At 54.0% G+C, this 25,707-nt stretch carries 20 protein-coding genes; 17 read left to right on the forward strand and 3 right to left on the reverse strand.

Annotated features, from left to right (window positions below):
- Positions 1-42 precede the first annotated feature (42 nt).
- From HNQ92_RS22685 to HNQ92_RS22705, 5 genes are all read left to right on the forward strand, one after another.
- Entirely contained in the window at positions 43-2,490 is a 2,448-nt protein-coding gene (locus tag HNQ92_RS22685) for a peptidase domain-containing ABC transporter (RefSeq protein ID WP_184177672.1), read from the forward strand.
- A 14-nt stretch (positions 2,491-2,504) separates the two neighbouring features.
- Positions 2,505-3,812 (forward strand): HlyD family secretion protein, encoded by a 1,308-nt coding sequence (locus tag HNQ92_RS22690; protein ID WP_184177674.1) that lies wholly within the window; start codon positions 2,505-2,507, stop codon positions 3,810-3,812.
- A gap of 243 nt (positions 3,813-4,055) precedes the next feature.
- A complete protein-coding gene (locus tag HNQ92_RS22695) occupies positions 4,056-5,201 on the forward strand; it encodes a TlpA family protein disulfide reductase (protein WP_184177676.1) in 1,146 nt (381 codons plus the stop codon).
- A 211-nt stretch (positions 5,202-5,412) separates the two neighbouring features.
- Positions 5,413-5,751, forward strand: a complete 339-nt coding sequence (locus HNQ92_RS22700) for a hypothetical protein (protein WP_184177678.1) — start codon at positions 5,413-5,415, stop codon at positions 5,749-5,751.
- 475 nt (positions 5,752-6,226) lie between these two features.
- Complete coding sequence (locus HNQ92_RS22705) at positions 6,227-7,690, forward strand: TlpA family protein disulfide reductase (protein ID WP_184177680.1); 1,464 nt, start codon at positions 6,227-6,229, stop codon at positions 7,688-7,690.
- 61 nt (positions 7,691-7,751) lie between these two features.
- On the opposite strand, the gene HNQ92_RS22710 is transcribed toward HNQ92_RS22705, so the two are convergent.
- Complete coding sequence (locus HNQ92_RS22710) at positions 7,752-9,533, reverse strand: ABC transporter transmembrane domain-containing protein (RefSeq protein WP_184177682.1); 1,782 nt, start codon at positions 9,531-9,533, stop codon at positions 7,752-7,754.
- A gap of 339 nt (positions 9,534-9,872) precedes the next feature.
- Here HNQ92_RS22710 and nusB point away from each other — a divergent pair, with 339 nt between their 5' ends.
- From nusB to coaE, 6 genes are all read left to right on the forward strand, one after another.
- Positions 9,873-11,039: a transcription antitermination factor NusB gene (gene nusB / locus HNQ92_RS22715; protein WP_184177684.1), complete on the forward strand. Its 1,167-nt coding sequence runs from the start codon at positions 9,873-9,875 to the stop codon at positions 11,037-11,039.
- 138 nt (positions 11,040-11,177) lie between these two features.
- Positions 11,178-11,480: a YtxH domain-containing protein gene (locus HNQ92_RS22720; RefSeq protein ID WP_184177686.1), complete on the forward strand. Its 303-nt coding sequence runs from the start codon at positions 11,178-11,180 to the stop codon at positions 11,478-11,480.
- The gene (locus HNQ92_RS22725) at positions 11,480-11,932 is read left to right on the forward strand and encodes a DUF1573 domain-containing protein (RefSeq protein ID WP_246440705.1); all 453 of its coding nucleotides are present in this window, start codon (positions 11,480-11,482) and stop codon (positions 11,930-11,932) included. Before HNQ92_RS22720 ends, HNQ92_RS22725 begins: the two co-directional genes overlap by 1 nt.
- Positions 11,933-12,006: 74 nt before the next feature.
- Complete coding sequence (gene yajC, locus HNQ92_RS22730; protein ID WP_184177688.1) at positions 12,007-12,309, forward strand: preprotein translocase subunit YajC; 303 nt, start codon at positions 12,007-12,009, stop codon at positions 12,307-12,309.
- Positions 12,310-12,320: 11 nt separating this feature from the next.
- Positions 12,321-13,028 carry a YbbR-like domain-containing protein gene (locus tag HNQ92_RS22735; RefSeq protein ID WP_343063036.1) on the forward strand — a complete coding sequence of 236 codons (708 nt, stop codon included), beginning with the start codon at positions 12,321-12,323 and terminating at the stop codon, positions 13,026-13,028.
- Positions 13,025-13,633: a dephospho-CoA kinase gene (coaE, locus tag HNQ92_RS22740; protein WP_184177690.1), complete on the forward strand. Its 609-nt coding sequence runs from the start codon at positions 13,025-13,027 to the stop codon at positions 13,631-13,633. The genes HNQ92_RS22735 and coaE overlap by 4 nt, the downstream gene beginning before the upstream one ends.
- 226 nt (positions 13,634-13,859) lie before the next feature.
- On the opposite strand, the gene HNQ92_RS22745 is transcribed toward coaE, so the two are convergent.
- A complete protein-coding gene (locus HNQ92_RS22745) occupies positions 13,860-15,629 on the reverse strand; it encodes a DNA polymerase III subunit gamma/tau (protein ID WP_184177693.1) in 1,770 nt (589 codons plus the stop codon).
- Positions 15,630-15,665: 36 nt separating this feature from the next.
- Complete coding sequence (locus tag HNQ92_RS22750) at positions 15,666-16,502, reverse strand: glycoside hydrolase family 16 protein (RefSeq protein WP_184177695.1); 837 nt, start codon at positions 16,500-16,502, stop codon at positions 15,666-15,668.
- Between the two features lie 47 nt (positions 16,503-16,549).
- Between HNQ92_RS22750 and HNQ92_RS22755 the strand changes: the two genes are divergently transcribed.
- The 6 genes from HNQ92_RS22755 (at position 16,550) to HNQ92_RS22780 (ending at position 25,678) form a co-directional block, all read left to right on the forward strand.
- Positions 16,550-17,545, forward strand: coding sequence for a GSCFA domain-containing protein (locus HNQ92_RS22755; protein ID WP_184177697.1), 996 nt, complete (start codon positions 16,550-16,552; stop codon positions 17,543-17,545).
- A gap of 136 nt (positions 17,546-17,681) precedes the next feature.
- Entirely contained in the window at positions 17,682-18,788 is a 1,107-nt protein-coding gene (locus HNQ92_RS22760) for an Mrp/NBP35 family ATP-binding protein (RefSeq protein WP_184177699.1), read from the forward strand.
- Between the two features lie 70 nt (positions 18,789-18,858).
- Positions 18,859-19,122 carry a NifU family protein gene (locus HNQ92_RS22765; protein WP_184177701.1) on the forward strand — a complete coding sequence of 88 codons (264 nt, stop codon included), beginning with the start codon at positions 18,859-18,861 and terminating at the stop codon, positions 19,120-19,122.
- A 112-nt stretch (positions 19,123-19,234) separates the two neighbouring features.
- The gene (locus HNQ92_RS22770; RefSeq protein WP_184177703.1) at positions 19,235-20,971 is read left to right on the forward strand and encodes a D-alanine--D-alanine ligase family protein; all 1,737 of its coding nucleotides are present in this window, start codon (positions 19,235-19,237) and stop codon (positions 20,969-20,971) included.
- Between the two features lie 177 nt (positions 20,972-21,148).
- Positions 21,149-23,836: an MGH1-like glycoside hydrolase domain-containing protein gene (locus tag HNQ92_RS22775; RefSeq protein WP_184177705.1), complete on the forward strand. Its 2,688-nt coding sequence runs from the start codon at positions 21,149-21,151 to the stop codon at positions 23,834-23,836.
- Between the two features lie 78 nt (positions 23,837-23,914).
- Positions 23,915-25,678, forward strand: coding sequence for a phospho-sugar mutase (locus HNQ92_RS22780; RefSeq protein WP_184177707.1), 1,764 nt, complete (start codon positions 23,915-23,917; stop codon positions 25,676-25,678).
- Positions 25,679-25,707 lie beyond the last annotated feature (29 nt).

The raw sequence follows: 25,707 nt of genomic DNA on the forward strand, positions 1-25,707 counted from the left end.
CGGCCCGGTGTGCTAGAAACGTCTGTTCACCCACCAATATATATGAAAAAATTCCCCCACTATCGCCAACTCGACCAAATGGACTGCGGCCCCACCTGCCTCCGCATGGTGGCCAAACACTACGGTCGCCATTATTCAGCGCAGACCATGCGGGAGAAGGCGCAGATCGGAAAGGACGGGGTGAGTATGCTGGGCATTGCCGAGGCCGCCGAGGGGGTGGGGTTCAAGACGGTGGGCGTGCGGGTTACGCTGGAAAAGCTGGTGGAGGAAGCCCCGTTGCCCTGCATCCTGCACTGGGGGCAAAACCATTTTGTGGTACTTTACAAAGTAAGCCAGGGCTCCGTCAGTCGACGATTTCTCCAAGGCATCCGGGGTGGGCGCAAACCCACACTGGATTTGGAACCCGTTTCCATCCTAAGACAAGACCAGCAAGAAACCTACGCTCCCCACGCCCAACCCACCATCAGTACCGCCCTCTTCCACATCGCTGACCCGGCGGCGAGCCTGATTACTTACACGGCGGAGGAGTTCGAGCGGCGCTGGCTGTCGAGCGAGCACGAGGGCGAGAAAAAGGGCCTGGCCCTGTTGCTGGAACCGGGTACGCGATTCTACGAGGAGGAAGGTGAGAAAGTGGAGGGACTGCGGCTTACGCAACTGCTGGGCTATTTATTCCGCTACAAAAAGCTGGTGGCACAACTCGGCCTGGGGATGCTGGCGGGCAGCGGCCTGTCGCTGCTACTACCCTTCCTCACGCAAGCCGTGGTGGACGTCGGCATCGGCACCCAAAATGTCGGCTTTCTGTACCTGGTGCTGATCGCCCAGATGGTACTGATGCTGAGCAGTTCGGCGGTGGGCTTTCTGCAAAGCTGGATCTTGCTGCACATCAGTGTCCGGCTCAACCTAACCATCCTGTCCGAGTTTCTGGCCAAGCTCATGCGACTGCCGTTGTCGTTCTTCGACGTCAAGCAGTTCGGCGACATCATGCAGCGCATCGGTGATCACCACCGCATCGAGCAATTTCTGACAGGCCAAACGCTAAGCGTGGTCTTCTCTCTGTTCAACCTGCTGGTGTTCGGCTTCGTGCTGGCCTACTACAATATGACGATTTTTCTGGTGGCAGCAGGGGCGTCGGTGGCCTACGCGCTGTGGGTGGTGGCGTTTCTAAGGCAGCGCCGCAAACTGGACACCAAGCGGTTCGATGTGTCAAGCCGGAACCAGAGCCAGATCGTGCAGCTCATTCAGGGCATGCAAGATATTAAACTCGCCGGGGCCGAGACGGGCAAGCGCTGGGAGTGGGAGCGGACGCAGGCGCGTCTCTTCAAGTGGTCGGTGCAGAGTCTTTCGTTGTCGCAGTTCCAGCAGGCCGGGGGGCTGGTCATCAACCAGGGCAAAAACATCTTCATTACCTTCTTGGCGGCCAAGGCCGTCATCGACGGGCAGATGACGCTGGGCGCGCTGGTATCGGTGCAGTACATTCTGGGGCAGTTCAACGCCCCCATCGAGCAGATGATCGGCTTTCTGCAAGCCTGGCAGGACGCCCAGATCAGCCTCGAACGCCTCAACGAGGTACACGGTCTGGCCGACGAAGAACCCGCCGGTACACCGCTCCGCCAGAACTGGAACCCACAGCAGGACCTCGTGATCGAGAATCTCACCTACACTTATCCCGGCGCGGGCAATGAACCCGTGCTGTGCAACATCAATTTGACTATTCCGCACGGGAAGACTACGGCTATCGTCGGTACCAGTGGGAGTGGTAAGACGACCTTGTTGAAATTGCTGCTTCGGTTTTATGCGCCCCAGAAGGGCAGAATTTACCTCACCGTACCGACGGACCGCCCCCAGCCCCCGGAACGCCGGACCGCTCTCCTGGCAGGAGAAGGGGGGGCACTGACGGATAGTATCCGTTTCGACCTCCCGGAAGGTGTTGTTAAGGCTTCGGGGGGACTGAATCTGGACCGGATTTCGCACAGTGCGTGGCGGCAGCAATGTGGGGTAGTAATGCAGGAGGGATTTCTGTTTTCGGATAGTATTGCGAGAAATATTGCGGTTTGCGAAGAGGTCATTGATCAGGAGAGGCTTTACCGAGCCACACATATGGCTAATATTCAAGACTTCATCGAATCTTTGCCCCTGGGTTACCATACCAAAATCGGGGCCGAGGGTAACGGCATCAGCCAGGGCCAGAAGCAGCGCATCCTGATTGCCCGGGCGGTGTATAAAAATCCCCAGCTCCTGCTCTTCGACGAGGCCACCAACGCCCTCGACGCCAACAACGAGGCCATCATCATCCAGAACCTGGAATCGTTCTTCCGGGGCCGCACGGTGGTCGTGGTAGCCCACCGGCTTAGCACGGTAAAGAATGCCGACCAGATCGTGGTGATGGAGCAGGGGGAGATCGTGGAGCAAGGTACCCACGCCGAGCTCGTAGCCCGGCAGGGCAAGTACTTTGAACTAGTGAGTAACCAGCTGGAGCTGGCCGTGGGCTAAACCCAACCTTTCCTATGCACGATTCACTTTCTTCCCCGCCTGCAAAGACGGTTTTCCGCGAACTCCACAGCGAAGAGGTGCACGAGATCATCAGTCGCCCGCCACCCGGCCTGGTGCGCTGGGGCATGACCGTGTTCTTTGCTCTACTCCTGCTGCTCGGACTAGGAAGCTGGTGGGTGCGCTACCCCGATATTGTCACGGCTTCGTTTACCCTTACCGCCACCGACGCCCCACGCACGGTGGTCGTGCGGGCGGAGGGAAAATTGGTCCGCTTGCTGGTCAAAGACGGCCAGGAAGTAGGGGCCGGGCAGGTACTTGCCTACTCCGAAAGTACCACCGACCACGCCCAGGCCCTCCAACTCGCCCACACGCTGACGCAGCTCCGGCAGGCGCTGGACCAGCAAAACTGGGCAGCCATACCGCGTTTTGCCGTGCAGCCGTATACGCGACTGGGTGAATTGCAAAATGACTTCCAGAGCTTCCACCAGCAGCTAACCCAGCTGAAAGCGTTTCTGGGCGGAGGTTTTCACCTGCAAAAACGCCTGCTTCTGGAAGAAGACGTGCGCGACCTGCGCGCGATGGAGCAAACCCTGGCCGAACAGCTCGACCTCCAGCGCCGCGACTACGACCTGGCGCGCGACGAATTCAACGTACAGGAAAAGCTCTACCAGGATAAGGTGATAGCGCCGCTGGAGTACCAGCGCGAAAAAGCCAAGCTCCTCACCCGCGAAATGCCCTTAAAGCAGCTGGCTTCCGCCCTGATCCAAAATCGCACAGCCCAGAATGCCAAACAGAAGGAGCTCCTGGAGCTGGACAACGCCATCGCCGAGCAAAAGGGTACTTTCCTCCAGGCCCTCCAAACGCTCCGCAGTGGAGTGGAAGCCTGGCAGCAGCGCTACGTGCTCCAGGCCCCCGTGGCCGGTAAGGTTTCGTTCTCGGCCCCCTGGCAGGAACAGCAAAGTCTCTCCGCTGGGCAGGAACTACTGACCATCGAGCCGCCCAGCAGCCATTTTCAGGGATTGGTGAAAGTACCCCAGGCCAACCTGGGTAAAATACGGGAAGGCCAGACCGTGCTGATCAAACTGGATGGCTACCCTTTCCGTGAGTATGGCATGGTGGAAGGTACGTTGTCGCAGCTCTCCGTTACGCCGGGCAAAGATAGTGTCTACTGGGGGTACGTAGACCTACCCCGTGGCCTGCACACCCGCTACAACAAACCCCTGGCTTACCGCAACGGCCTGAAAGGCTCTGCTGATATCATCACCGCTGATCGCCGCCTGGCCGAGCGGCTGCTCGCCGTAATCCAGGATGGTGGCAAGTAGGTACCTCTCAAAGTACCCCCTACACCTCTTCCGTCTGCAGTTGTTTTTCGTAGAGCTCGCGGTAAATATCGTTGCGCTCCTTGAGGTACCTGATAGGTACCTTACTTCATGATGCGGTCAACGTCTAGTACTATGAAACCGGTGAGGAATACCAAGGAAATGTAGTATCTTGCTTACGGGCTGACTAGGGCTACAAAAGCCAGATTGTTCCTCCACTAATCCCTATCCACCAACGCCTTATTGATGATGACACGCTTCTCCCCATTCCTCTTTTCCCTGTTTGTTTTTTTAGCCAGTACGGGTACGGCCCGCGCCGATTTGGTACAGGTCAAGATCACCTTTGAGACAAGGGTGGAACCCCGAACGGTTCATGTAGAACTCGACAACGGCTCCGGGCCTCTGCCAACGCAGGTTCGCGTCGAAAAGGATACTTTTTTTGTTTCCGGCTTCTCCGATGTGGCCTATACCGGGCTGGTCATCAGGCTTGCGGCCAAAGGCCAACCCACCTGTGTGCATCGGTTTTGGGTAGGGAAGGGACCGGCCGAAATTCATTTTCTCGCTAAAAGTAACTCGGAAATTACTTGTCCGTTAGCTGATTTTAAGCTCACCAACGTGATCGACGTTCAGTACCATGACCAGCAATGGGCGGCGTTCATTTCTAGGGAAGTGGCGGTGCTGGACTCGATCAGCAGCTCGCTTCAAGCCCGGTTTGAAGGAGGCGACACCCTAGCTTACCAATCAGAAGAGGCCCACAATGCTATAGGTGCGGCTAAAAAACAGATCTTTACCCGGAAACTAAGGTACTTTCAGGAGCATCCCGACGAATACTCCTTCGCCAGGTTTCGAGAGGTACTCTTTGGTATTGAAGGTACTTTAGAGCCAAGTATCATCCAGGTGTTTGAATCGTTCCCGCTGCGGTTCCGGCAAAGCCCGGAAGGCCAGGAGGTACTTCGTACGATCACCGGCAAATTGCAGCGTGAAGGCTCTATGGCTCTTGATTTTACGGCAGTGGACATACACGGCACGCCGCTCCATCTGGCCGACTTCAAAGGAAAACACGTACTGATGGTTTTTTGGGCTACCTGGTGCGGCCCGTGCCAGGAAGAAATACCTGTCCTCAGGAGACTCCATGACGCCTACGAGGCCTCGGACTTAGTGATTATCTCTTTTGCCAAGGATGACAAGCTTGAAAAGGTGAAGGATCACGTAGCCGCCAAAGGGATGGACTGGTTTCAGGTGGTGAATGATGACGCCCTGCTGCGGGAGTATGGTGTCTGGGGAGTCCCCAAAACAGTGCTAATAGACCCGACCGGCAAGATTGCTATCATTGATCAAGGTAGTAATATAACGAGAGTCGTAGGGTACTTGAAGGAAAAGATAGCCCGGTAAAAACAATAACTGGATCTTTGAATGTGACGGGAGGGCTGAGTTCTGGGGATTTTTCCCACTTTTCCAGGGTACGCAGACGATCAGTCTGAGCAACCTCGCGGCCGAGAACACCCTCATCATGGTGATAAGTCCCAGCTGTACCGCCTGCCTCCACAACCACTGGGTACTTTAAAAGGAGGTGTAAACGTACACCAACCTGCACGTGCTGATGGTGCTGGCGGCCTCGCCCCAGGCGGAGGATATTGCCGGACAGGTGGCCCGCCGACTGCTGGCATTGCCTGCCGGGCAGAGGCCGACGGCCCTCAGCGACTGGTTTGCGTTAGGGGAGGCCCGCTTTGCACAGTGGAGCGCAGCCTACCCGCCTACTGAAACCCATGAAGAAAGCGCCCGGCAATTGGGTTTGCATCTGCGGTGGATGGACCTAGCCGGTGTCATGCAGGCCCCCACCTATTTTCTAAATGCGGTGGAGCTGCCCCGCTTTTTGTTCCCGCATGAGCTACCCCGGCTCTGTGCTTCCTTTACCAACCTCGGAATTGGCCAATTCAGATAATTTTTATTCACTTTAAAATTCTAAATCTTGAACAGATTATCAAATTTCAATGATTTCACTCTAACTAGGTCAGAGATGAAGGCAGTACGAGGAGGATGTTATGTAAATAACGGATCCGGTGGGTACTATGTTAAAGGCTTAAAAGCAGCTAGGAAAGCAGCAAAAGCAGCAAATACGAATTATTACTGTGATAGCTGTTATACTGCAAAATGGTGCTACGATCCAGATTGAGAGGTATTTAATAACTGTTCATTGCCATTAATGGCAATGAACAGTTATTATTGATGAGGCTTGTAAAGCACCTGACAGGATTTCCTTTACCTGATCATGGGGATGCTAGTACAGGCTCCAAAAGAATTTACGAACTAACTCACGTATCAATAAATACCTAATTTTTTTCTGAAAATCACAATTATATATTTTTATGATATGTTAGTATCGAAATAATTACATACAAAACTTTTAACTAAAAAATATGTTTCAAATAATTGTATTTCTATTATTAGAATTAAATTTATTTCAAATAAATATAGAAACCATCCAAAAAAATGAAGTGGTTTTCATTTTTAAAGAATATCCCAAAATTGAAAAATTAACATCAACTAATCCGGTTTTTTTTACAGGGATACCAGAAGTAGTATTATGGGATAATTCTAAGGGTTTGATTATTAACCCATTGAATAAAATTGACACAATTACTGTTGTGACTCGGGATAGTTTAGTAACACTTAGGCATAGATATGATGCAGTGAATTATTTTGATTTTGTTTTTCAAAATGGCGACACAGTGCTTTTTAATTATGTAGAAGGAATGCCTACTCCTTCTGTTTTAAATCGAAAAACTCCTATGATGGAATTTGAATTCGATAAATTTTTCAAAACAAATGTGCAACCAGACTACTACTCTCCTTTATCAAAATTGAAATATTTAAAATATTTTATAAAAATAGATAATAAAAAAGACTCTATTTTTATAGAAAATACAATCTCAGAATTGTATTTAAAAAGCCGTGATTCATTTAATGAACAGGATGATTTATTAGATTCTATATATAAACAAAATAACATATCATTTTCAGCATTTTTATTTTATAAAGATAGGATAAAAATGCAACTTTATTCATTAGATTTAAAATTGGATAAATTAACTTTTGAGGAAGTGAAACAAATATTAAATTTAAAAACAAATCCAAATAATCTATTTCCTGATCGATATTTTAAGGAATTCACTGATGATGTTAGAGAAAAGTATTTTTTGCCAAATGTCAAAAAGATGAATTTTCAAGATGGAGTGAATCGTGATTATAGAGAAGTTTTTGAAATGATCGAAAATAGTGAAATATTTGGAGAGTACTATAGGAATAGATTATTGTCAAAAGAATTAAAGTTAATTATATCTAGATTTCCTAGTGATGAATATATAAAGTATTATAAAAAATTTAAAGTAATTGTAAAAGATAGTTTGCTAATTAATCATATTGAATCTGAATTCAGGAGCAAACTATTAGTAAACAATAATGCATCTTATTTCTTTGATAAGTCTTTAAATAAATTTACCTTAAAAGACTTAAAAACTAAGCATGCTGGAAAAATTATTTATATTGATTTTTGGGCTTCTTGGTGTGCGCCATGCCGTGCAGAAATGCCTGAATCAAAACAATTAAGTGAAGAATATACAAAAAAAGGAGTAAATTTTGTTTATGTTTCAATTGATGACAATGCTGCCGCCTGGGAGCGAGCCTCTAAGCAAATAGGCATACCCGATGCTAGCAGCTACTTGTTGCCTAGCTCAAAAAATTCAACCATTGCTAAGCAATTTAATATTTCAACCATCCCACGTTATGTCCTTATTGATAAGGATGGAAAAGTAATAGATGCTGATGCACCTCGTCCCAGTGATCCAAAAATCAGAAGCCTTTTTGATAAACTATTAAAATAGTAGAAATAACTGGGTTTTCAATAAAAAGGGAGCCGTATAGCAGCTCTTTGAAAGTACCCCCCTACACTTCCTCCGTCTGCAGTTGTTTTTCGTACAGCTCGCGGTAGGTACCGTTTCGCTCCATGAGGGCCTGGTGGGTACCTTGCTCCACGATGCGGCCGTCGTCCAGCACCACGATGGTATCGGCGAGTTTGGCCGAGGAAACCCGGTGCGAAATAATGACCGACGTGCGGTTGGCCATGATGCGCTTGAGGTTGTTGAGGATGATGTTCTCGGTGTTGGTATCGACCGCCGAGAGGCAGTCGTCCAGGATCAGGATCTTGGGGTCGCGGGCGATGGCGCGCGCAATCGACAGCCGCTGTTTCTGACCGCCCGAGAGGGTAATGCCCCGCTCGCCCAGGCGGGTATCGAAGCCGTGCGGAAACTCCACGATGTTCTGGTACAAGTCGGCGTCTTTGACGGCCTGCTCTACCTGCTCGAAGGGGAGGTCTGGGATACCAAAGCGGACGTTGTTGGCGATGGAGTCGGAGAAAAGAAACACATCCTGCGGTACGTAGCCCATTTGCCGCCGCAGGTACTGGATGTCGTAGCTTGCGAGCGGCTGGCCGTCGAGTAGGATCTGCCCTTGGGTGGGGTCATAGAGGCGGCAGATGAGGTTGGCCAGGGTACTTTTGCCCGAGCCGGTGGTACCCAGGATGGCCACCGTCTCGCCGCGGGAGACTTCCAGGCTAAAATCCTGCAAGGCCTGAATGCCCGAGTCGGGGTAGATGAAGCCCACGTGCCGGAATGAAAGCGCCCCGGCGACGGGCGTGCGCCGGTTTTCAGTAGATACCAGCGTGGTTTTTTCTTCCAGGAATTCGTTGATGCGGGCCTGCGAGGCGGCCGCCCGCTGGATTTGGCTGGTGGTCCAGCCCAGGGCCATCACCGGCCAGGTGAGCATGTTGACGTACAGGATAAACTCCGTGATGTTGCCGGGCGTGAGCGTTCCGTTGATGATTTGCTGCCCGCCAATGTACACCACCAGAATGTTGCTGAACCCCACCAGGAGCAGAATCAGTGGGTAGAAGAGCGCATCGACGCGCGTCATGCTCAACGATTTATCCTTAAATACCTCCGCCTCCTTTTGCAAATTACCGAAGGAGTACCTTTCCTGCACAAACGATTTAATGACCCGAATCCCCGAAAACGCTTCCTGCACGTAGGTAGAAAGGTTGGAGAGCTGCCGCTGGATCTCTTCGGAGCGGCGGATGATGATGCTGTTGACGATGTAGATACTGATGGACAGCAGTGGTAGCGGCAAAAGGACGTACACCGTAAGCCGGACGTTCACCGAAAGCATGTACCCGATCAGCATCACGAAGAGCACCAGCAGGTTGATGCCGTACATGATCGAAGGCCCCACGTACATCCGTACTTTGCTCACATCCTCGGAGATACGGGCCATGAGGTCGCCGGTATTGTGCCGCCGGTAGAAGCTCATCGGGAGTGTCTGGTAGTGTTGGTATACGTCGTTTTTGAGGTCGAACTCGATGTGGCGCGACATCACGATGATGGTCTGCCGGACCATGAACAGGAAAATCCCCTTGAGCAGGGCCATCCCCAGGATCAGCAGCCCGTACATCAAAATACTAAAGGTGAATATATCGTAGATCTTGGACTGAATGGCCGCCCCCTCGAAGAGGTAGTAAATGTCCAGCGTTTCGCCCACCAGGTCGAGGGCGTAGCGTACGAGCTGGGCCGGGATGATCCCGAAAAGGTTGGAAATGATGGTGAAAATAGTACCCAGGATCAGGTACCATTTGTATTTGACTAAGTACTTATTGAGGTACGAAAGTGCTTTCACGCGGACAGGTTTTTGGGGAATACGGGCCGAGGCTAAGGGGGCCTGGTAAAATTTTAAACACACAACTTTCTCAAAACGTTGCAAAAATAAATTCCTAATCCGAACTCTCTTTTCCGATTCTTGACAAAAAAATCTAATTTTGCACTAAAATAAGGAGGGCCGGAGTTTCCCGCTTGGCAGTAAGTTTGGAGCGTACGGGGAAATGGGCGGAGGCTAAGTACTGTTTTGTTATAGAGAGCGGGAAAGTACCTGCCGTCACCTTCTGAACAATTATTTACTAATTCAGGCACGTTCTTTGTCTTACTGCACCATTCATTAAATCACCATTAGCTCGTTGCGATGCTCAATAGAAGATTGTTAAGAACCAAAGCCGTTCAGGCACTATATGCCAGCCAATTAGCCACCGACTCCAACCGGATGCTGGCGATGGATGAGATCGCCGAGGCCTACCTGCCGGATCTCAACTCCATGGAGCCCCAGAACCGCCCGAAGCTGGAAGGCATGAAGCGACTGGCCACGCTAACGCTCGATGAGCTCATCAAGACCGGCAAACCCAGCGAGGACGAGGAAGTACCCTTCGAGGTGATTCAAACCGCCCGGCAGGCTTTTGAAGGCTACCAGAAAAGTACCAAGGCGGACCGCCAGCAGATGGTACGGCGGGTACTTCAGGAAACGGAAGCCATCTACGACGAATTTTTGCTGGTGATGCAGCTGCTGGTGGAACTGGCGCATCAGTCCCAGATTGAACGCGAACGCGCCTTCCAGGACCTGGAGTTCGAGATGCCGCGCGAGTCGGGGCTGGACACGAACTCGGTACTTCGGCAGCTCCGCGAGCACCATGACTTCCAGGTGGAGGTGATCCGGCGGGGCATTAGCTGGAGCAACGACATGAGCCTGGTGCGCAAGACTTTTCGCGACGTGGTCCGGAAAGACGAAACCTACCAGGCCTACTGCCGCCAGAACGTCCATACCGCCGAGGAAGATCAGGAAATGGCTCAGCACGTACTGCGCCGCATCGTGCTGAAACACGAAGTACCCGTTGAGTTCTTCGAACAGCGCGATCTTTACTGGGCCGACCACAGTGAGCTCATACGCAGCCTGGCCATCAAAACACTCAAGTCGGCCGAAAAAGGAGCCACCATGCAGCTCCCGGCCTTGACCGAGGATTGGGAAGAGGATAAGTTTTTTGTGGAAGAGCTCTTTCGGCAAACGATCGAGAACGATGAACAGTACGAAACCTACCTCATAGACCAGCTCAAAAACTGGGACCTGGAACGCATCGCCCTGGTCGATATGGTGATCATGAAAACCGCGCTGGCCGAGTTGATTCACTTTCCGGGCATTCCGGTAAAAGTGACCATCAATGAATTTATTGAAATTGCCAAGCGCTACAGCACGCCGAAAAGTGGCAAATTTGTGAATGGTGTCCTGGACGTACTGGCCGAAAAATTAAAGGCGCAGGGCGTCATCCGGAAAAGTGGACGGGGGCTTATTGACAATAAATAAGTACCTCCGGATGAATGAATGGTGCGGTAGGTTGGGCCCGTGCAGCTACCAAACTACCCGGCACCTCGCCCCCCATGCGTGAAGCAAAAAGTTAGGAAACGTTTAAAAAAAACTGAATACCGTAATCGATACTAAGCCATGAGTAATACCAGCCGTAGTCTGATATCTTTCCTGCTAGGTTGCGCTTCGGGTGCCCTACTGGGAGTACTGTATGCTCCTGATAAAGGAGAAGTAACGCGTGACCGCCTGACGTACCGCCTCTCGAAGTACCGGGAGCAACTGGAAAAACTGATCGCGGATTTGATCGAAGGGAAGAATTTTCCCGATAGCCTCGCCAAAGCCGAAGGCGAGCGCGTAGTGAGCGATGCCCGCGAAAAAGCCGAGCGCCTGCTGGAAGACGTGGACCGTCTGATGGCCCAGATAAAAAGCCAAAACCTCTGATGAAACACGCCCCACTGATGAAAAATCTAGCCATTGCCGTGCTCCTGCTGGGACTGGGCGTAGCCAGCTGTACCCAAAAAGATAACCAGCAGCAGGCTCAGGAGCTGAACGACAAAATGCCCGTTTTTGCCGTGCTGGACAGCGTGGCCTACGACTTCGGGACGGTCCAGGAAGGGGCCACGGTAGAGCACAGCTTTGCCTTTCGGAACGACGGACAGTTTCCGCTTATCATCAATAACGTGACGGCCTCCTGCGGCTGTACCGTACCGGAATGGCCCCGCGAGCCCATTGCGCCCGGCGGCGAATCGACGATCCTGGTGCGGTTTAACAGCAAAGGCAAGCCTGGTCCGCAGGTTAAGACGGTGACGGTGTACGCCAACACCTTGCCCGCCACCTCGGAGCTGCGCATTCAGGGAATCGTAGAAGCGGCTCCTGACTCTACCCAAATTTAACCTTGGCAAGGTACCTGGCTCCAAAGTACCCGGAACCTACTACCTTCATTATTTCAATTTTTTACTATTAAGTTATGCACTATTCTATTTTAGCCCAGGCTCAGCCCGGTGGCTCGCAAGCCATGATTTACCAGGTCGTCATGTGGGTAGGTATCATTGGGGTATTTTATTTCTTCATGATTCGTCCCCAACAAAAAAAGCAAAAGGACCAGAAGCAAATGCTGAATAACCTCAAAAAGGGAGATCAGGTTGTGACCATCGGGGGGATGCACGGAAAAGTATTTGCCGTGGACGAAACGACCATCACCCTGGAGCTGGATAAAGGCGTGAAGCTTACGTTTGATAAATCGGCGGTTTCGCGCGCCGTGGTGGCCTAAATTTTCGTTTTGTGAGTAGTCAACCTACCCGTAAGAGTAGACTAAAAACCTACGTGGTATGCCTGCTGGCTGCCGCGTTTTTTTGGTTGATGAACGCCCTCAACAAGGACAACTACTCCATGAGGCTGGACTACCCGGTCCGCTTCGATTACAACGATTCCATCTACGTACCGGTGCAGCCCCTGCCCCAGACGGTTTCGGTGAATGTCTCCGGCGAAGGCTGGAAGCTACTGCGGAAGTCGTGGCTGAGCAGGAACGCCGCACCGGTGGAGTACCGGGTGAACAACCCGCTGCGCGCCACGGTGATCAATTCCATTTCGCTGACGGACCAAATCGCGGAGCATTTTCCCGATTTGCGGGTCAACTACGTCGTGGCCGATACCTTCGAGCTGGGTTTTGAGCGCAAGGTATCCCGCATCATTCCCCTGCGGGTAGATAGCCTGGGTATCGACATGCGCGACGGCTACGTGGTGTCGAGCTTCATCAACGTCTCTCCTTCGCTGATTTCCGTGGAAGGCCCCGCCTCGTTGGTAAATAGCTACCCAAGTACCCTTTACATCCGGATTCCTACCCGTCGAATCCAGAATAACTACGACGAAAGCCTGCGTATACCCATCCAGCCGCATCCCTTGGTGCAGCTGAGCCACTCCGACGTGTACGTAAGCTTTGAGGTGGCTCAGGTACTTCGCCCCATTCCCGCCGAAGCGCCGCCGCTATGAAGTCAGCACGTCCTCTACAGGTAGGTATCACGGGAGGAATTGGTTCCGGAAAAAGCCTAGTGTGCAGGCTGTTTGCCTGCCTGGAAGTACCCGTCTACGAAGCCGACGAACGGGCTAAGTGGCTCACCGAACACGATCCCCCGCTGCGCGAAGCCATAAGTACCCTGCTGGGCGCCGAAGCCTACACCGCCGAGGGACGCTACCACCGCCCCTACGTAGCCGCGCGGGTTTTTGGCAACGCCGAACTACTAAAAAGCTTGAACGCCCTGATTCATCCCAGGGTACATGCCGACTACGCCGCCTGGGTGGCGCGCCAGGCCGAAGTACCCTACGTAGTGAAGGAAGCGGCTCTGATGAACAAGGCCGGCCACCACAATACCCTCGACTTCGTGGTGGTGGTGCAGGCTCCCGCCGAGCTGCGTCTGCAGCGCATCCGGCAGCGGGACCCTCACCGCGACGACGCCCAGATCCGGGCCATCATGGCGCAGCAACTACCCGACGCCGAACGGCTGGCCCTGGCCGATTTCGTCCTGACCAACGACGATTCCCTTCCCCTTATCCCGCAGGTACTTCGCTTGCATGAGTACTTTTTGAAAACCGTCTGACGAATGTAAGGTACCTTGAAAGGGGTACTTTCAAGGCTAGCGATACGGCTATTTTGCAACTGCTGGCTTTTCGTGCGACTCCCAGCGGAACCGAAGAGATACCGCGTGGAGGCCGCACTTTTTCTATAAACGGGCGACCGCCCCGCGGTCGGTACCTAGGGGATCGCAAGCAAAAGTACCCCATGCCCTCTGCCCCATGCCCAAACCACGCCTGGTGGTAGATAAGCTAAAAATCCACGTCCAGCCCCAAAGCTTGCTGCAATTCGCGCAGGTGAGGATTTTTTTCGGCCATGTAGTTAAATTTTTCCGAGGGCGTGTAGGGCATACGCTTCACTTCCTGCGGGGCCACCCGCTCTTCGAGGCGCAGGCCCGGCTCGTTGAACCGCTTCCGCAGAAAGCCTAGCAAAGTACCTTTTAATGCCTGCAGGGTTTCTTTTTGCAGGTCGTTGTCGAGCGCCAGGCGGATCAAAGTACCTTCCAGCTCAATCTCACGGTTGAGGGTCACCTCTTCGGTGGTGGAGTCGCGGAGGCGCTTGCATTCGGCGGCAAATTCCTGCCAGGCTTCCGTCAGGTTGTGCAGGGTAAGCGGTAGCGCCGGTCGGTCGGGTAGGGTAGGTACAATAGCCGAGGCTTCCTCGGTGGGGGCGGTAGGTACCTGGGCGGCCACGGGAGCGGTGAGGTGCACGGTGCTGCGCAGGCGGCTTTGCGCCGTACCGGCTACCACCGGCGGGGGCGGAGTGGGCGCGGCGGTAGCCACCGGAGAGGGGGTAGGCGCTGGTACCCCGTTGGGTTTTTCGTAGGCCGGGGCGGCGGGCTCGGTACTGGCCGTTAGGGGCGGGCTGGTATCAACTTTTTTTTTTGCCGTTTCGTCAACGGCCGCTAGTTCTCCCAGGTTGAGTATGTGGGGTAGGTTGGCGAGCTTCATCAGGCACAGCTCCACGTGCAGGCGCTGATTTTTGGCCGCCTTGTAGTGGATGTCGCACTGGCTGCCCACGCTCAGGGCCGAGAGCAGGAAGCTCATCTCCGCCCGGGCCGACTGCGCCAGGTACTTTTGCCGGGCCGACTCCGATACCTGTAGCAGCGTCACCGTAGCCGGGTCTTTACACACCAGCAGGTTGCGGAAGTGCTCCAGCAGGCCCACCACGAATAGGTGCCCGTCGAATCCCTTGCGCAGGATCTCGTCAAACAGGATCAGCGACTGCGCCACGCTGCCGTTGAGCAGGGCGTCGGTTATTTTAAAGTAGTAGTCGTAGTCGAGGATGTGCAGGTTTTCGAGCACGGCCTGGTAGCTCAGGAAATTATCCTGCGAGAAGGTTACGTTCAGGTCAAACATGGAGAGCGCGTCGCGCAGTCCGCCGTCGGCTTTCTGACCAATGAGCTCCAGCGCTTCGCGCTCGGCTTTAATATTTTCCTTGTCGGCAATACGCGCCAGGTGGTCGGCGATGTCGACGGATTGAATGCGGTTAAAATCAAAAATCTGGCAACGCGACAGGATCGTGGGCAGAATTTTGTGCTTCTCGGTGGTAGCCAGGATAAAAATGGCGTAGCTGGGCGGCTCTTCGAGCGTTTTCAGGAAGGCATTGAAAGCCGCCTGCGACAGCATGTGTACCTCGTCGATGATGTAGATTTTGTACTTACCCGTTTGGGGTGGGTACCTTACCTGGTCGATGAGGTTACGGATGTCCTCCACGGAGTTGTTGGAGGCGGCGTCGAGCTCGTGGATGTTGAAGGAAGCGTTGTTCTGAAAACTCACGCACGACTCGCACTGGCCGCAGGGCTCCACGTCGTCGCTGAGGTTTTGGCAGTTGATCGTTTTGGCCAGAATACGCGCGCAGGTCGTTTTACCAACCCCCCGCGGACCGCAAAACAGAAACGCCTGTGCGAGGTGATTGGTCCGAATGGCGTTTTTGAGGGTAGTAGTAATGTGCGACTGCCCCACCACCGAGTCGAAGGTGATAGGACGGTACTTCCGGGCCGATACAACAAAATGATCCATGCGTGCAAGTTAGCGCCGCGCGGCGGGATTTCAAAGCTACTTTTTTTCCACCAGCGGGTAAACCCGCACGTAGTCGATCTCCATTTTTTGGGGGAAAACGCTGTCGTCCACGCCCTTCTGTCCGCCCCAGTTGCCGCCCACGGCGATGTTGAGCAGCAGATGAAAAGGTTTGTCAAAGGGCCACTCCGCCCAGCCGTAACCCGCGGCTTTGGGAAAGGTAAAGTACGGCTGGCCGTCCAGCAGGATCCGTACTTCCTGGGGCGTCCACTCGCAGCCGTACACGTGGAAGTCGGCCGAGGCGAGGGGTACCATCACACTATTCCCTTTGTTGGTTTTGATGGAATGGTTGAACGCCTTGGTGTGTACATTGCCGTGTACCCGATCCTGATCAAACCCCACGTGCTCCATGATGTCGATCTCGCCGTTGTCGGGCCAGAAACGCTCCCCGTAGGTACTTTGGCTGGCCAGCGTCCAGATGGCCGGCCAGGTACCCCGGCCGGTGGGTAGTTTGGCTTTAATCTCCAATTTGCCGTACGTAAAGTCGCCCTTGCCTTTGCTTACGAGCCGCGCCGAGCTGTACGCACGGTTACCTGAGGGCTCCTTGCGGGCTTCGATGACGAGCATTCCGTTCTCAACGCGGGCATTTTCCAACTTATCGGTGTAGTTTTGTAACTCGTTATTGCCCCAGCCACCGCCACCCACATCATACCCCCACTTTTGCGGATCGGGCTTGCCCGTGTAGTCGAACTCATCCTGCCAGCTGGGTTTATCGCCAAAAGCGTATTCGGTGGCCCGAGGTACCTGGTCTTTTTCCCGGCAGGCCACGAAGACGATCAGCGCGGCCAGGGTACTTAGTAGTACGAATTGTTTCATTTCGGTTTGGTAGTTTGTAGCTAGAAGCACAATTTATGTTAAATATAATGAAGTCATTTCAATTCCGTACCGAGGTAGCCCCAAAACCCTCGGACTGGAAAATCAACCATCACACCGAAATCCTGACGCTGGGCTCGTGCTTTGCGGAGGTGTTGGGCAGCCAGCTGGAGGCGTATAAATTCAGGGTACTTTCCAATCCCTTCGGGACGGTTTTTAATCCCTACTCAATGGCCAACCTACTCACGATGGTGGTCGAAAACCGCGCCCCGAATCCGCACTTGTACCTAGCTACCCCCGACGGCATTTGCCTGCATCACGACTTCCACTCCTCACTCTGGGCACCCAGCCGGGAGGCGTTGCAGCAGCTATTGACCCAACGGCTGGAGGCGGTGCGGGCGCAGTTGGCGCGGGCGCAGGTACTGGTACTTACCTTTGGTACGGCCCACGCCTACCGCCACAAAGGTACCTTGGCGGTGGTGTCCAATTGCCACAAAGTACCCCAGCCGCAGTTTATCAAAGAGCTGCTGAGCGTGGAGCAGATCGTCCGGATGTGGGAGAAGCTCATCCGCGCCCTGCGCCTCGACCTGAAAATCGTGCTGACGGTGAGTCCCGTCCGGCACACGCGCGATACGATTCCGCTCAACCAGGTGAGCAAGTCGATCTTGCGGGTAGCCTGCCACGCCTTGTCGCAGACGTTTCCCAACGTCACGTACTTTCCGAGCTACGAAATCATGGTGGATGAGCTGCGCGACTACCGCTACTACGAGCCGGACATGATTCACCCCACGCCCCTGGCCGAAGCCTACATCTTTCGTACCTTTGCCCAAACCTACCTGGACGAGGCCAGCCAGCGCTGGCTGGAAGAGTGGGACGCGATCCAAAAGATGCGGCAGCACCGGCCCCAGCATGGCTTCACGGAAAGCTACCGGAGCCTGCTGCTTCAGCTTCGGCAGCGCCTGCACCAACTTCCGGCTACGGTGGAGGTGCAAGCCGAGCTCGGGGAAGTAAATCAGCAACTGGCGAACTTTCCGGTCCGGTCGTAAACTGATTCGTGCGCAAGGGTGTTAGTATTTCAATAACCAGTTCCTTATTTGAAGAAAGTACCTCTCAAGGTACCCTAACCAATAATGATCAGGCTTTAACGACCCCCCATCTATTTTTTTGATTCACAACCAACTCATGGGAGAATTTACACTGAATAAAGAAAAAGTACTTAAAGCCCTCAGCACCGTTCAGGAGCCGGATCTGAAGAAAGACCTGGTGACGCTGGGGATGATTCAGGATATTGAAATTGGGGTAGGGCAGCTAAGTTTTACGGTGGTATTGACCACCCCGGCTTGTCCGCTCAAGGAGCTGATTCGGAGGAGCTGCGAAGAAGCGATTCATACGCTCATAAGCCCCGAAGTAGAAGTAAAAGTAAACCTTACGGCCAACGTGACGTCCATCCGGCAGGGGGCGTCGCTGATTCCGGGCGTCAAGAATGTCATCGCCATTTCGTCGGGCAAAGGCGGCGTGGGAAAATCGACCGTAACGGCCAACCTGGCCATGGCGCTGCACCGCTCGGGCGCGAGCGTGGGCATCATCGACGCCGACATTTCGGGTCCGTCGATGCCTGTCATGTTTGGGGCCGAAAACATGCAGCCTACCATTACCGTCCGCGACGGCAAAAACTTCATCAACCCCATCCGGCAGTACGGCATCAAGATGATCTCCATCGGTTTCCTGACCCCGCCCGACAGCGCCGTGGTGTGGCGCGGGCCGATGGCGAGCCAGGCGCTACGGCAGTTTTTTGGCGACACCGACTGGGGCGAGCTCGACTACCTGCTCATTGACCTACCGCCCGGTACCTCTGATATTCACCTCACGCTGGTGCAAACCGTACCCGTGACGGGTGCCGTGATTGTCACGACTCCGCAAAAGGTAGCCCTGGCCGACGCCCAAAAGGGGCTGGCGATGTTTCGGCAGCCGCAAATCAACGTACCCGTGCTGGGTGTGGTGGAAAACATGGCCTACTTTACTCCCGCCGAACTACCCGACCACAAGTACTTTATCTTTGGGCAAGGCGGCGGGCAGTACCTGGCCGACCGCTACGAAGTACCCATGCTGGGGCAAATTCCGCTGGTGCAGGGAATCCGCGAGGCGGGCGACGAAGGCCGCCCCGCCGTGATGAACCAGGACCCGCTCGTAACCCAGGCCTTCCAGAGTGTGGCCCAGGCGCTGGCCCAGCAAGTAGCCATTCGGAACGCTTCGGCCGATAAAACCAAGGTGGTGGAGCTGCGCGTCTGAGGCGGATAAAGGAGCAATCATTTGATATTTTGAACGAAATTTTGCATTTTAGCGCATATTATTACGAACAATGGACGCAAACCAAAGAGAAAAGACCGAGGTACTCATCGAGCAAGCCCTTGAATCGGTGAGGCCCTACTTAAAAGCGGACGGCGGAGATGTGAAGTTGGTAGAGCTGACCGACGAGCTGGTGGTACGGCTGGAGCTGATGGGCTCCTGCCAAAGCTGTCCCATGAACGTCATGACCTTCCGGGCGGGCCTCGAGGACGCCATTCGAAAAGCGGTACCCCACGTGCAGCGCGTCGAGGCCGTGAATGTTGCAGCATTGGCCTAAGAGAAATTTGTACAATACCAGTACGCACCTGGCAACTACCTTTGGATGGTAGTTGTCAGGTGCTTTTTTCATTTTCTAGCCTTATCTTGCATTCCTTCCTAACTACTGATGTATGCGTATCGGAATTTTTTTTGGTGGCCCCTCGCGCGAGCGTGAAATCTCCTACGCGGGTGGCAAAACGGCCTTTGAGCACCTGGACAAATCCCTGTTTCAGCCCGTTCCGGTGTTTGTGGATAGTTTCGGTCGGTTTATTCTTTTGCGCAAAGAATGGATGTACCAGACCAGCATCCGCGATTTTTATCCCGCTCCCGCCAGCCAGCGCGAGGGGTACCTTACCTACGTGGAGTCGCTGCCGCAGCTGGCCCAGGAAGAGGTACCCGCCAGCGTAGGTACTTTGATCACTCCCGACGAGTTCAAGGGGTACTTTGACTTTGCACTGCTGGCCATGCACGGCCCCGACTGCGAAGACGGCGCCATCCAGGGCCTGCTGGAGTGGTACCGCATTCCGTACAGCGGGCCGGGGCTGATGGGCTCGGCCGTGGGGATTGATAAGGTACTTCAAAACGAGATGATTGCCCTGGCCAACGGCCAGCAAAAGCGCATGGCGGTGGTGACGCACCAGCAGTGGCAGAAGGAAGACCGAGGGGTACTTTTTGCCAAACTCAAAGAAACCCTGGACCTACCGCTGGTCGTGAAAGCACCGCATCAGGGCTCTTCCATTGGGGTAGCCATTGTGAAGAATGACGCCTACGACGACTTTGTGGCGGCCATAAACCAGTGCTTTTTTCAGCTGGAGGTACCTACCGAAGCCTGGCACCGGCTCGCCAAAGAAGAAAAGCACCACTGGGCGCAGCGCGTGACAAACCTTGACGAGGGCATCGGCTTTCCGGTGGTAGCCGGAGGTACTACGCTCTACCACCCGCAGGAGCTCGTCACGTACCTCGACGCGCAGCAGCAAGGTACCTCGCTGATCGCCAGTAGCAACGCCGAAGATCAGGTACTTCTGGAAGAGTTTGTCAACGGCCAGGAGTTCTCCTGCGGCTGTATCCAGTTTGACGACGGCACGCCCCTGGCCCTGCCGCCGACGGAGGTCGTGAAGATAGTGGAGGTATTTGATTTCAACGCCAAGTACCGGCCCGGCACTACCCGCAAGCGCATTCCGGTAGGTACTTCGCTGGAAAACAACCGGAACATCCAGCGGCATATCGCCACGGTGTTTCAGCGGCTGGGCATGAATGTCTGCGCCCGCATCGACGGTTTCCTGACGGCCGACGACACCGTGCTGCTGCACGACCCGAACACGATCCCGGGCATGTCGCCCAGCTCGTTGATTTTTAAGCAAATGGCCGAGATTGGCCTGAGCGTCACGCACGCGATCACGTACTTCATCCGGCAGTCGATCCGGGAGCGGATTCGCACCGGCAAAGGTACCTGGGAGCTGCGGAGCTTATTGGAAAAGCTGGACCAGAACATCACCGCCGCCCACCAGCAGGATTGGCCCAAAGTGGGAATTGTGTTTTCGGCCACGGACGAGCAGTACGCCCAGGCGCGGGCGGCGTACAGCCAGCTGAACGCCGAAGGAAAAGCGCGGCCGGTGGTGGTGCTGAAGCAGGGCGAAGAAAACTACTTTATTCTACCAAACCAGCTCATGTTTAAAGAATCGGTAGATGAGGTACTGGCCCAATTGCAAACCCAGCGGGATGCTTTGATCGAAGAAACCGTGCAGAAGGCCGCTCCCATCACGACCTTTTACGCCGGTGCGGTGCAGGCGGAAGTAGCCTGGGTAGCGGATTTGAGTAGTATCGATCGGGTAGAAAATTGGATAGTTCTAAGTCCGGCAAACGTTTGATAAAAAAGGAGGTTATAACTAGCAGGAAAGAATTTTTAGAAGTACCTGTGCCCCTTACGCTTGCCGAACGAAATAGGTATATTTGTTTGAAGCCACCCACGGCTTCTCTTTCCGTAAAGTACCCACACCTGGTCGTTAAAAGTAGTAGTAACGAATTTCCTCTAATCTGATAAAAGAATGGCTAACGGCGCAGAGAAGGTACGTCTCACTTTACAGAAAGAAAACAAAGGCTGGAAAAAATGGGGGCCTTATCTTTCTGAACGTCAATGGGGTACCGTACGAGAAGACTACAGTAACAACGGCGACGCCTGGAACTACATCACGCACGAAATGGCCCGCTCCAAAGCCTACCGCTGGGGCGAAGAAGGCATCGGCGGTTTCTCGGACAACAAGCAGCACATCTGCATGGCGTTCTCTTTTTGGAATCACCGGGATAAGTTCTTGAAGGAAAGGCTTTTTGGCCTGACCAACCGGGAGTCCAACCACGGGGAGGACGTCAAGGAAATGTACTACTACCTCGACAGTACGCCCACGCACTCGTACATGCGGATGCTGTATAAGTACCCCCAGCAGGCTTTTCCCTACGAAAAAATCCGGCAGGAAAGTGCGCGTCGCGGCAAGGACGACCCGGAGTACGAGATCATGGATACGGGTACCTTCGCGGCGGACGAGTACTTTGACATCGACATCGAATACGCCAAGGCGGACCAGGAAGACGTGCTGATGCGCGTGACCGTGCACAACCGCGGCCCCGAGGATGCACCCATTACCATTCTGCCAACGATCTGGTTCCGCAATACCTGGTCGTGGGGGTACGAGGCCTTCAACTACAAACCCATGATGAACGGCATTGCCAACCGGCTCATCGAAGTGACGCACCGCAAGCACGGGAAATTCAACCTGTACCTCGATAACGCGGATGAGCTGCTCTTCTGCGAAAACGAGACCAATTTTAAGCGCCTCTACGGTACGCCCAATGCCACCGCCTACCCCAAAGACGGCATAAACGACTACGTAGTCGGCGGGTGCAGTACCTCCACCATCAACCCCAACCACATAGGTACCAAGGCGGCGGGGCTTTTTACCCGTACGGTGAAGGCCGGCGAAAGTATTTCGATTCGGTTGCGGCTGGTGAACCACACCATCTCGGAGCCCTTCGGGGGCTTTGACGATATGTTTGCCAAGCGTATTCGCGAGGCCAATGAGTTTTATGATGAGCTTCAGAAAGACGTCAAAGAGCCCGACCTCTGTTCCATCCAGCGGCAAGCCTACGCCGGCATGCTCTGGAACAAACAGTTTTACTACTACAACGTGTACGAATGGCTGAAAGGGGACCCTTCGCAGCCCGAGCCCGCTTACGGGCGCAAATGGGGACGCAACTCGGGCTGGCGGCACCTGTACTCGGCGAACCTGATTTCGATGCCCGATAAGTGGGAGTATCCCTGGTTTGCGGCCTGGGATCTGGCCTTTCACTGCATTCCGCTGGCGCGGGTCGATGCGGATTTTGCCAAGCGCCAGCTCGAAATCCTGCTGCGTGAATACTACATGCATCCCAATGGCCAGATACCCGCCTACGAGTGGAATTTCTCCGACGTAAACCCGCCCGTGCACGCCTGGGCTACCTGGAAGGTGTACGAAATAGACCGCGAGCAGAACGAAGGCGTGGGGGATGTGGAGTTTCTGGAAAAGATATTTCACAAGCTACTCCTGAATTTTACGTGGTGGGTCAACCAAAAGGATGATACCGGCAACAACATCTTTAGCGGGGGCTTCCTGGGCCTGGATAACATCGGCGTCTTCGACCGCTCCACGCCCATGCCTTTTGGGGGAAAGCTCGAGCAGGCCGACGCCACCGGCTGGATGGCCATGTATACCCTGAACATGCTCCGCATCTCCGTCGAAATTTCGCTCAAAAAACCCGTCTATCAGGACATGGCTTCCAAGTTTTTCGAGCACTTCCTGCACATTGCCGGAGCCATGGAAGCCATCGGTGGCAACGCCTCCTCCATCAGCCTGTGGGACGAAGACGACCAGTTTTACCACGATGTCATTCACATTCCGAACGGGCAAAGTATCCTGCTCAAGGTACGTTCCATCGTGGGGCTGATCCCGCTGTTTGCGGTAGAAATCCTGGACCCGCAAATGGTGGATAAACTACCTATTTTTAAGCGTCGGGTGGAATGGGTACTGGCCAACCGCCCCGACCTGGCCCGGTTGATTTCGCGCTGGTTTGAGTCGGGTAAGGGTGAAAACCGGCTGCTGTCGATCCTGCGCGGGCACCGGATGAAAATGATCCTGAAGCGGATGCTCGACGAGCAGGAGTTCCTCTCGGACTACGGCGTAAGGGCGCTTTCCAAGTACCATCAGGACAACCCCTACAAATTTTATATCAACGGCGAGGTACTTCAGGTAGACTACACGCCCGCCGAAGCCCTGACCGACATCATGGGAGGGAACTCCAACTGGCGCGGGCCGATCTGGTTTCCGCTCAACTACCTCATTTTTGACTCGCTGATGAAGTTTTATACCTACTATGGCGATGAGTTTGAGGTAGAGTACCCCACCAATTCCGGCAACCTCACCACCATCCACCAGGCGGCGATGGGCATAGCCGAGCGGTTGATCAATATCTTCCGGCGCGATGAACAAGAGCGGCGAGCGGTGTATGGGGAGGATGAAAAGCTCCAGACCGACCCCCACTTCCGCGACCATATTCTTTTCTACGAGTACTTCCACGGCGACAACGGCCGGGGCTGCGGGGCCAACCACCAAACCGGCTGGACGGGCCTGGTAGCGGAGCTGATCCTGAAAACCGCCCAGGCGCGGGCCGTTCCCGAAAAACAGCTGATGATGGAAAAAGAATAAAACGGGAAAAACGCGCAGTTTTTTTACATTTGCCGGTATTCATTTTAACGTAAGCTAAACCTGCAAGTAAACTAGATTATGGCCGCACAACTAGAACCTACTGTACAAGATAAAGTCAATACCTGGCTGGAGGGTAATTACGATGCCGACACCAAAGCGGCCATCCAGAGCCTGCTGGACGAAGGAAGTACCACCGAGCTTACCGACGCTTTCTACAAAGACCTGGAGTTTGGGACGGGCGGGCTCCGCGGCCTGATTGGCATTGGCTCCAACCGCATGAATCGCTATACCGTAGGGACCGCCACGCAGGGATTGGCCAACTACCTCAATAAAGCGTTTCCTAACCAGGAAATCAAGGTAGCTATTGCGCACGACAGCCGCATCAAGTCCGATGAGTTTGCTCGCACGATCGCCCATATTTTCTCGGCCAACGGCATTACAGTATACCTCTTTGACGCGCTACGCCCTACGCCGGAGCTCTCGTTTGCCATTCGGCTGCTGGGCTGCCACAGTGGAGTAGTGGTCACGGCCTCCCACAATCCTAAGGAGTACAACGGCTACAAAGCCTACTGGGTGGATGGCTCGCAGGTAGTGGCCCCGCACGACAAGAATATCATTGACGAAGTAAACGCCATTACGTCCATAGACGACGTCCGCTTTGAGGGCGACGCCTCGCGCATCCATCCCATCGGGGAGGAGGTAGACGACAAGTACCTCAATCACATTTTGACACTATCTATTTCCAAAGAGGCCATTGCGCGGCAGAAGGATCTGAAAATTGTCTTTACGCCCATCCACGGTACCGGCGTGAAGCTGGTACCTTCGTTGCTGGACCGTATGGGCTTCCAAAACGTAACCGTCATTGAAGAGCAAGCTGAGCCCCAAGGCAACGGGCAGTTCCCGACGGTGGTATACCCCAATCCGGAAGAAAGCGAAGCCATGGCCATGGCTATGGCAAAGGCCAAAGAAATTGACGCCGACCTGGTGATGGGGACCGATCCCGACGCCGACCGCGTGGGCATTGCCGCCAAAAATCACCACGGGGAGATCCAGCTTCTGAACGGCAATCAAACCGCGAGCCTGTTGATCTACTACCTGCTCAACGCCTGGAAGGAAGCCGGGAAGCTGACGGGTCGGCAGTTTGTGTGCAAAACCATCGTCACCACCGACCTCATCGACAACATGGCCGATGCCTTCGACGTGCGGTGCTACAATACCCTGACGGGCTTTAAGTACATTGCCCAGGTGATCCGGGAGAAGGAAGGGCTGGAGGAGTTCATCGGTGGAGGTGAAGAAAGCTACGGGTACCTGATCGGCGACGCCGTGCGCGACAAAGACGCCATTGCTTCCTGCGGACTCATCGCGGAGCTGACGGCCTACGCCAAGGACAAAGGCCTGAGCCTGTTTGATATGCTCATGGAGGTGTACAAGCAGTTTGGTTTCTACTACGAAGGACTGATTTCCCTCACCAAGAAAGGCAAGACCGGCGCGGAGGAGATCCAGCAAATGATGGCCGATTTCCGGGCCAATCCCCCCAAAACCCTGGCGGGCTCGGAGGTGATCCGGATGGACGACTACAAAAATTTGACCAATACCGATCTGCGAAACGGTACGGTATTCAACATCCCAGCCGGAAAAATGGGGATCGAAGAATCCAACGTGCTGCAATTCTTCACCGCCGACGGCACCAAGTTTACCTGCCGCCCGTCGGGTACCGAGCCCAAAATCAAATTCTACGTGGGCGTACGCGCCGAGCTAACACGCAACGAAGATTTTGACGAAGTCTACGCCAGCCTGAAGGACAAAGTAAAAGCCATCGGCGAAGAGCTGGGCCTGAAATAGAAGTACCTTTTATAAAGGTTAACGCCCCG

The sequence above is a fragment of the Rhabdobacter roseus genome, assembly GCF_014202275.1.
GTDB classification, from domain to species: Bacteria; Bacteroidota; Bacteroidia; order Cytophagales; family Spirosomataceae; genus Rhabdobacter; species Rhabdobacter roseus.

Excerpts from the sequence above, each read along its gene's own strand:
- HNQ92_RS22685 (WP_184177672.1), top strand. The coding sequence starts at position 43 with ATGAAAAAATTCCCCCACTATCGCCAACTCGACCAAATGGACTGCGGC.
- HNQ92_RS22690 (WP_184177674.1), top strand. The coding sequence starts at position 2,505 with ATGCACGATTCACTTTCTTCCCCGCCTGCAAAGACGGTTTTCCGCGAA.
- HNQ92_RS22695 (WP_184177676.1), top strand. The coding sequence starts at position 4,056 with ATGATGACACGCTTCTCCCCATTCCTCTTTTCCCTGTTTGTTTTTTTA.
- HNQ92_RS22705 (WP_184177680.1), top strand. The coding sequence starts at position 6,227 with ATGTTTCAAATAATTGTATTTCTATTATTAGAATTAAATTTATTTCAA.
- nusB (WP_184177684.1), top strand. The coding sequence starts at position 9,873 with ATGCTCAATAGAAGATTGTTAAGAACCAAAGCCGTTCAGGCACTATAT.
- HNQ92_RS22720 (WP_184177686.1), top strand. The coding sequence starts at position 11,178 with ATGAGTAATACCAGCCGTAGTCTGATATCTTTCCTGCTAGGTTGCGCT.
- HNQ92_RS22725 (WP_246440705.1), top strand. The coding sequence starts at position 11,480 with ATGAAACACGCCCCACTGATGAAAAATCTAGCCATTGCCGTGCTCCTG.
- yajC (WP_184177688.1), top strand. The coding sequence starts at position 12,007 with ATGCACTATTCTATTTTAGCCCAGGCTCAGCCCGGTGGCTCGCAAGCC.
- coaE (WP_184177690.1), top strand. The coding sequence starts at position 13,025 with ATGAAGTCAGCACGTCCTCTACAGGTAGGTATCACGGGAGGAATTGGT.
- HNQ92_RS22745 (WP_184177693.1), bottom strand. The coding sequence starts at position 15,629 with ATGGATCATTTTGTTGTATCGGCCCGGAAGTACCGTCCTATCACCTTC.
- HNQ92_RS22750 (WP_184177695.1), bottom strand. The coding sequence starts at position 16,502 with ATGAAACAATTCGTACTACTAAGTACCCTGGCCGCGCTGATCGTCTTC.
- HNQ92_RS22755 (WP_184177697.1), top strand. The coding sequence starts at position 16,550 with ATGAAGTCATTTCAATTCCGTACCGAGGTAGCCCCAAAACCCTCGGAC.
- HNQ92_RS22760 (WP_184177699.1), top strand. The coding sequence starts at position 17,682 with ATGGGAGAATTTACACTGAATAAAGAAAAAGTACTTAAAGCCCTCAGC.
- HNQ92_RS22765 (WP_184177701.1), top strand. The coding sequence starts at position 18,859 with ATGGACGCAAACCAAAGAGAAAAGACCGAGGTACTCATCGAGCAAGCC.
- HNQ92_RS22770 (WP_184177703.1), top strand. The coding sequence starts at position 19,235 with ATGCGTATCGGAATTTTTTTTGGTGGCCCCTCGCGCGAGCGTGAAATC.
- HNQ92_RS22775 (WP_184177705.1), top strand. The coding sequence starts at position 21,149 with ATGGCTAACGGCGCAGAGAAGGTACGTCTCACTTTACAGAAAGAAAAC.
- HNQ92_RS22780 (WP_184177707.1), top strand. The coding sequence starts at position 23,915 with ATGGCCGCACAACTAGAACCTACTGTACAAGATAAAGTCAATACCTGG.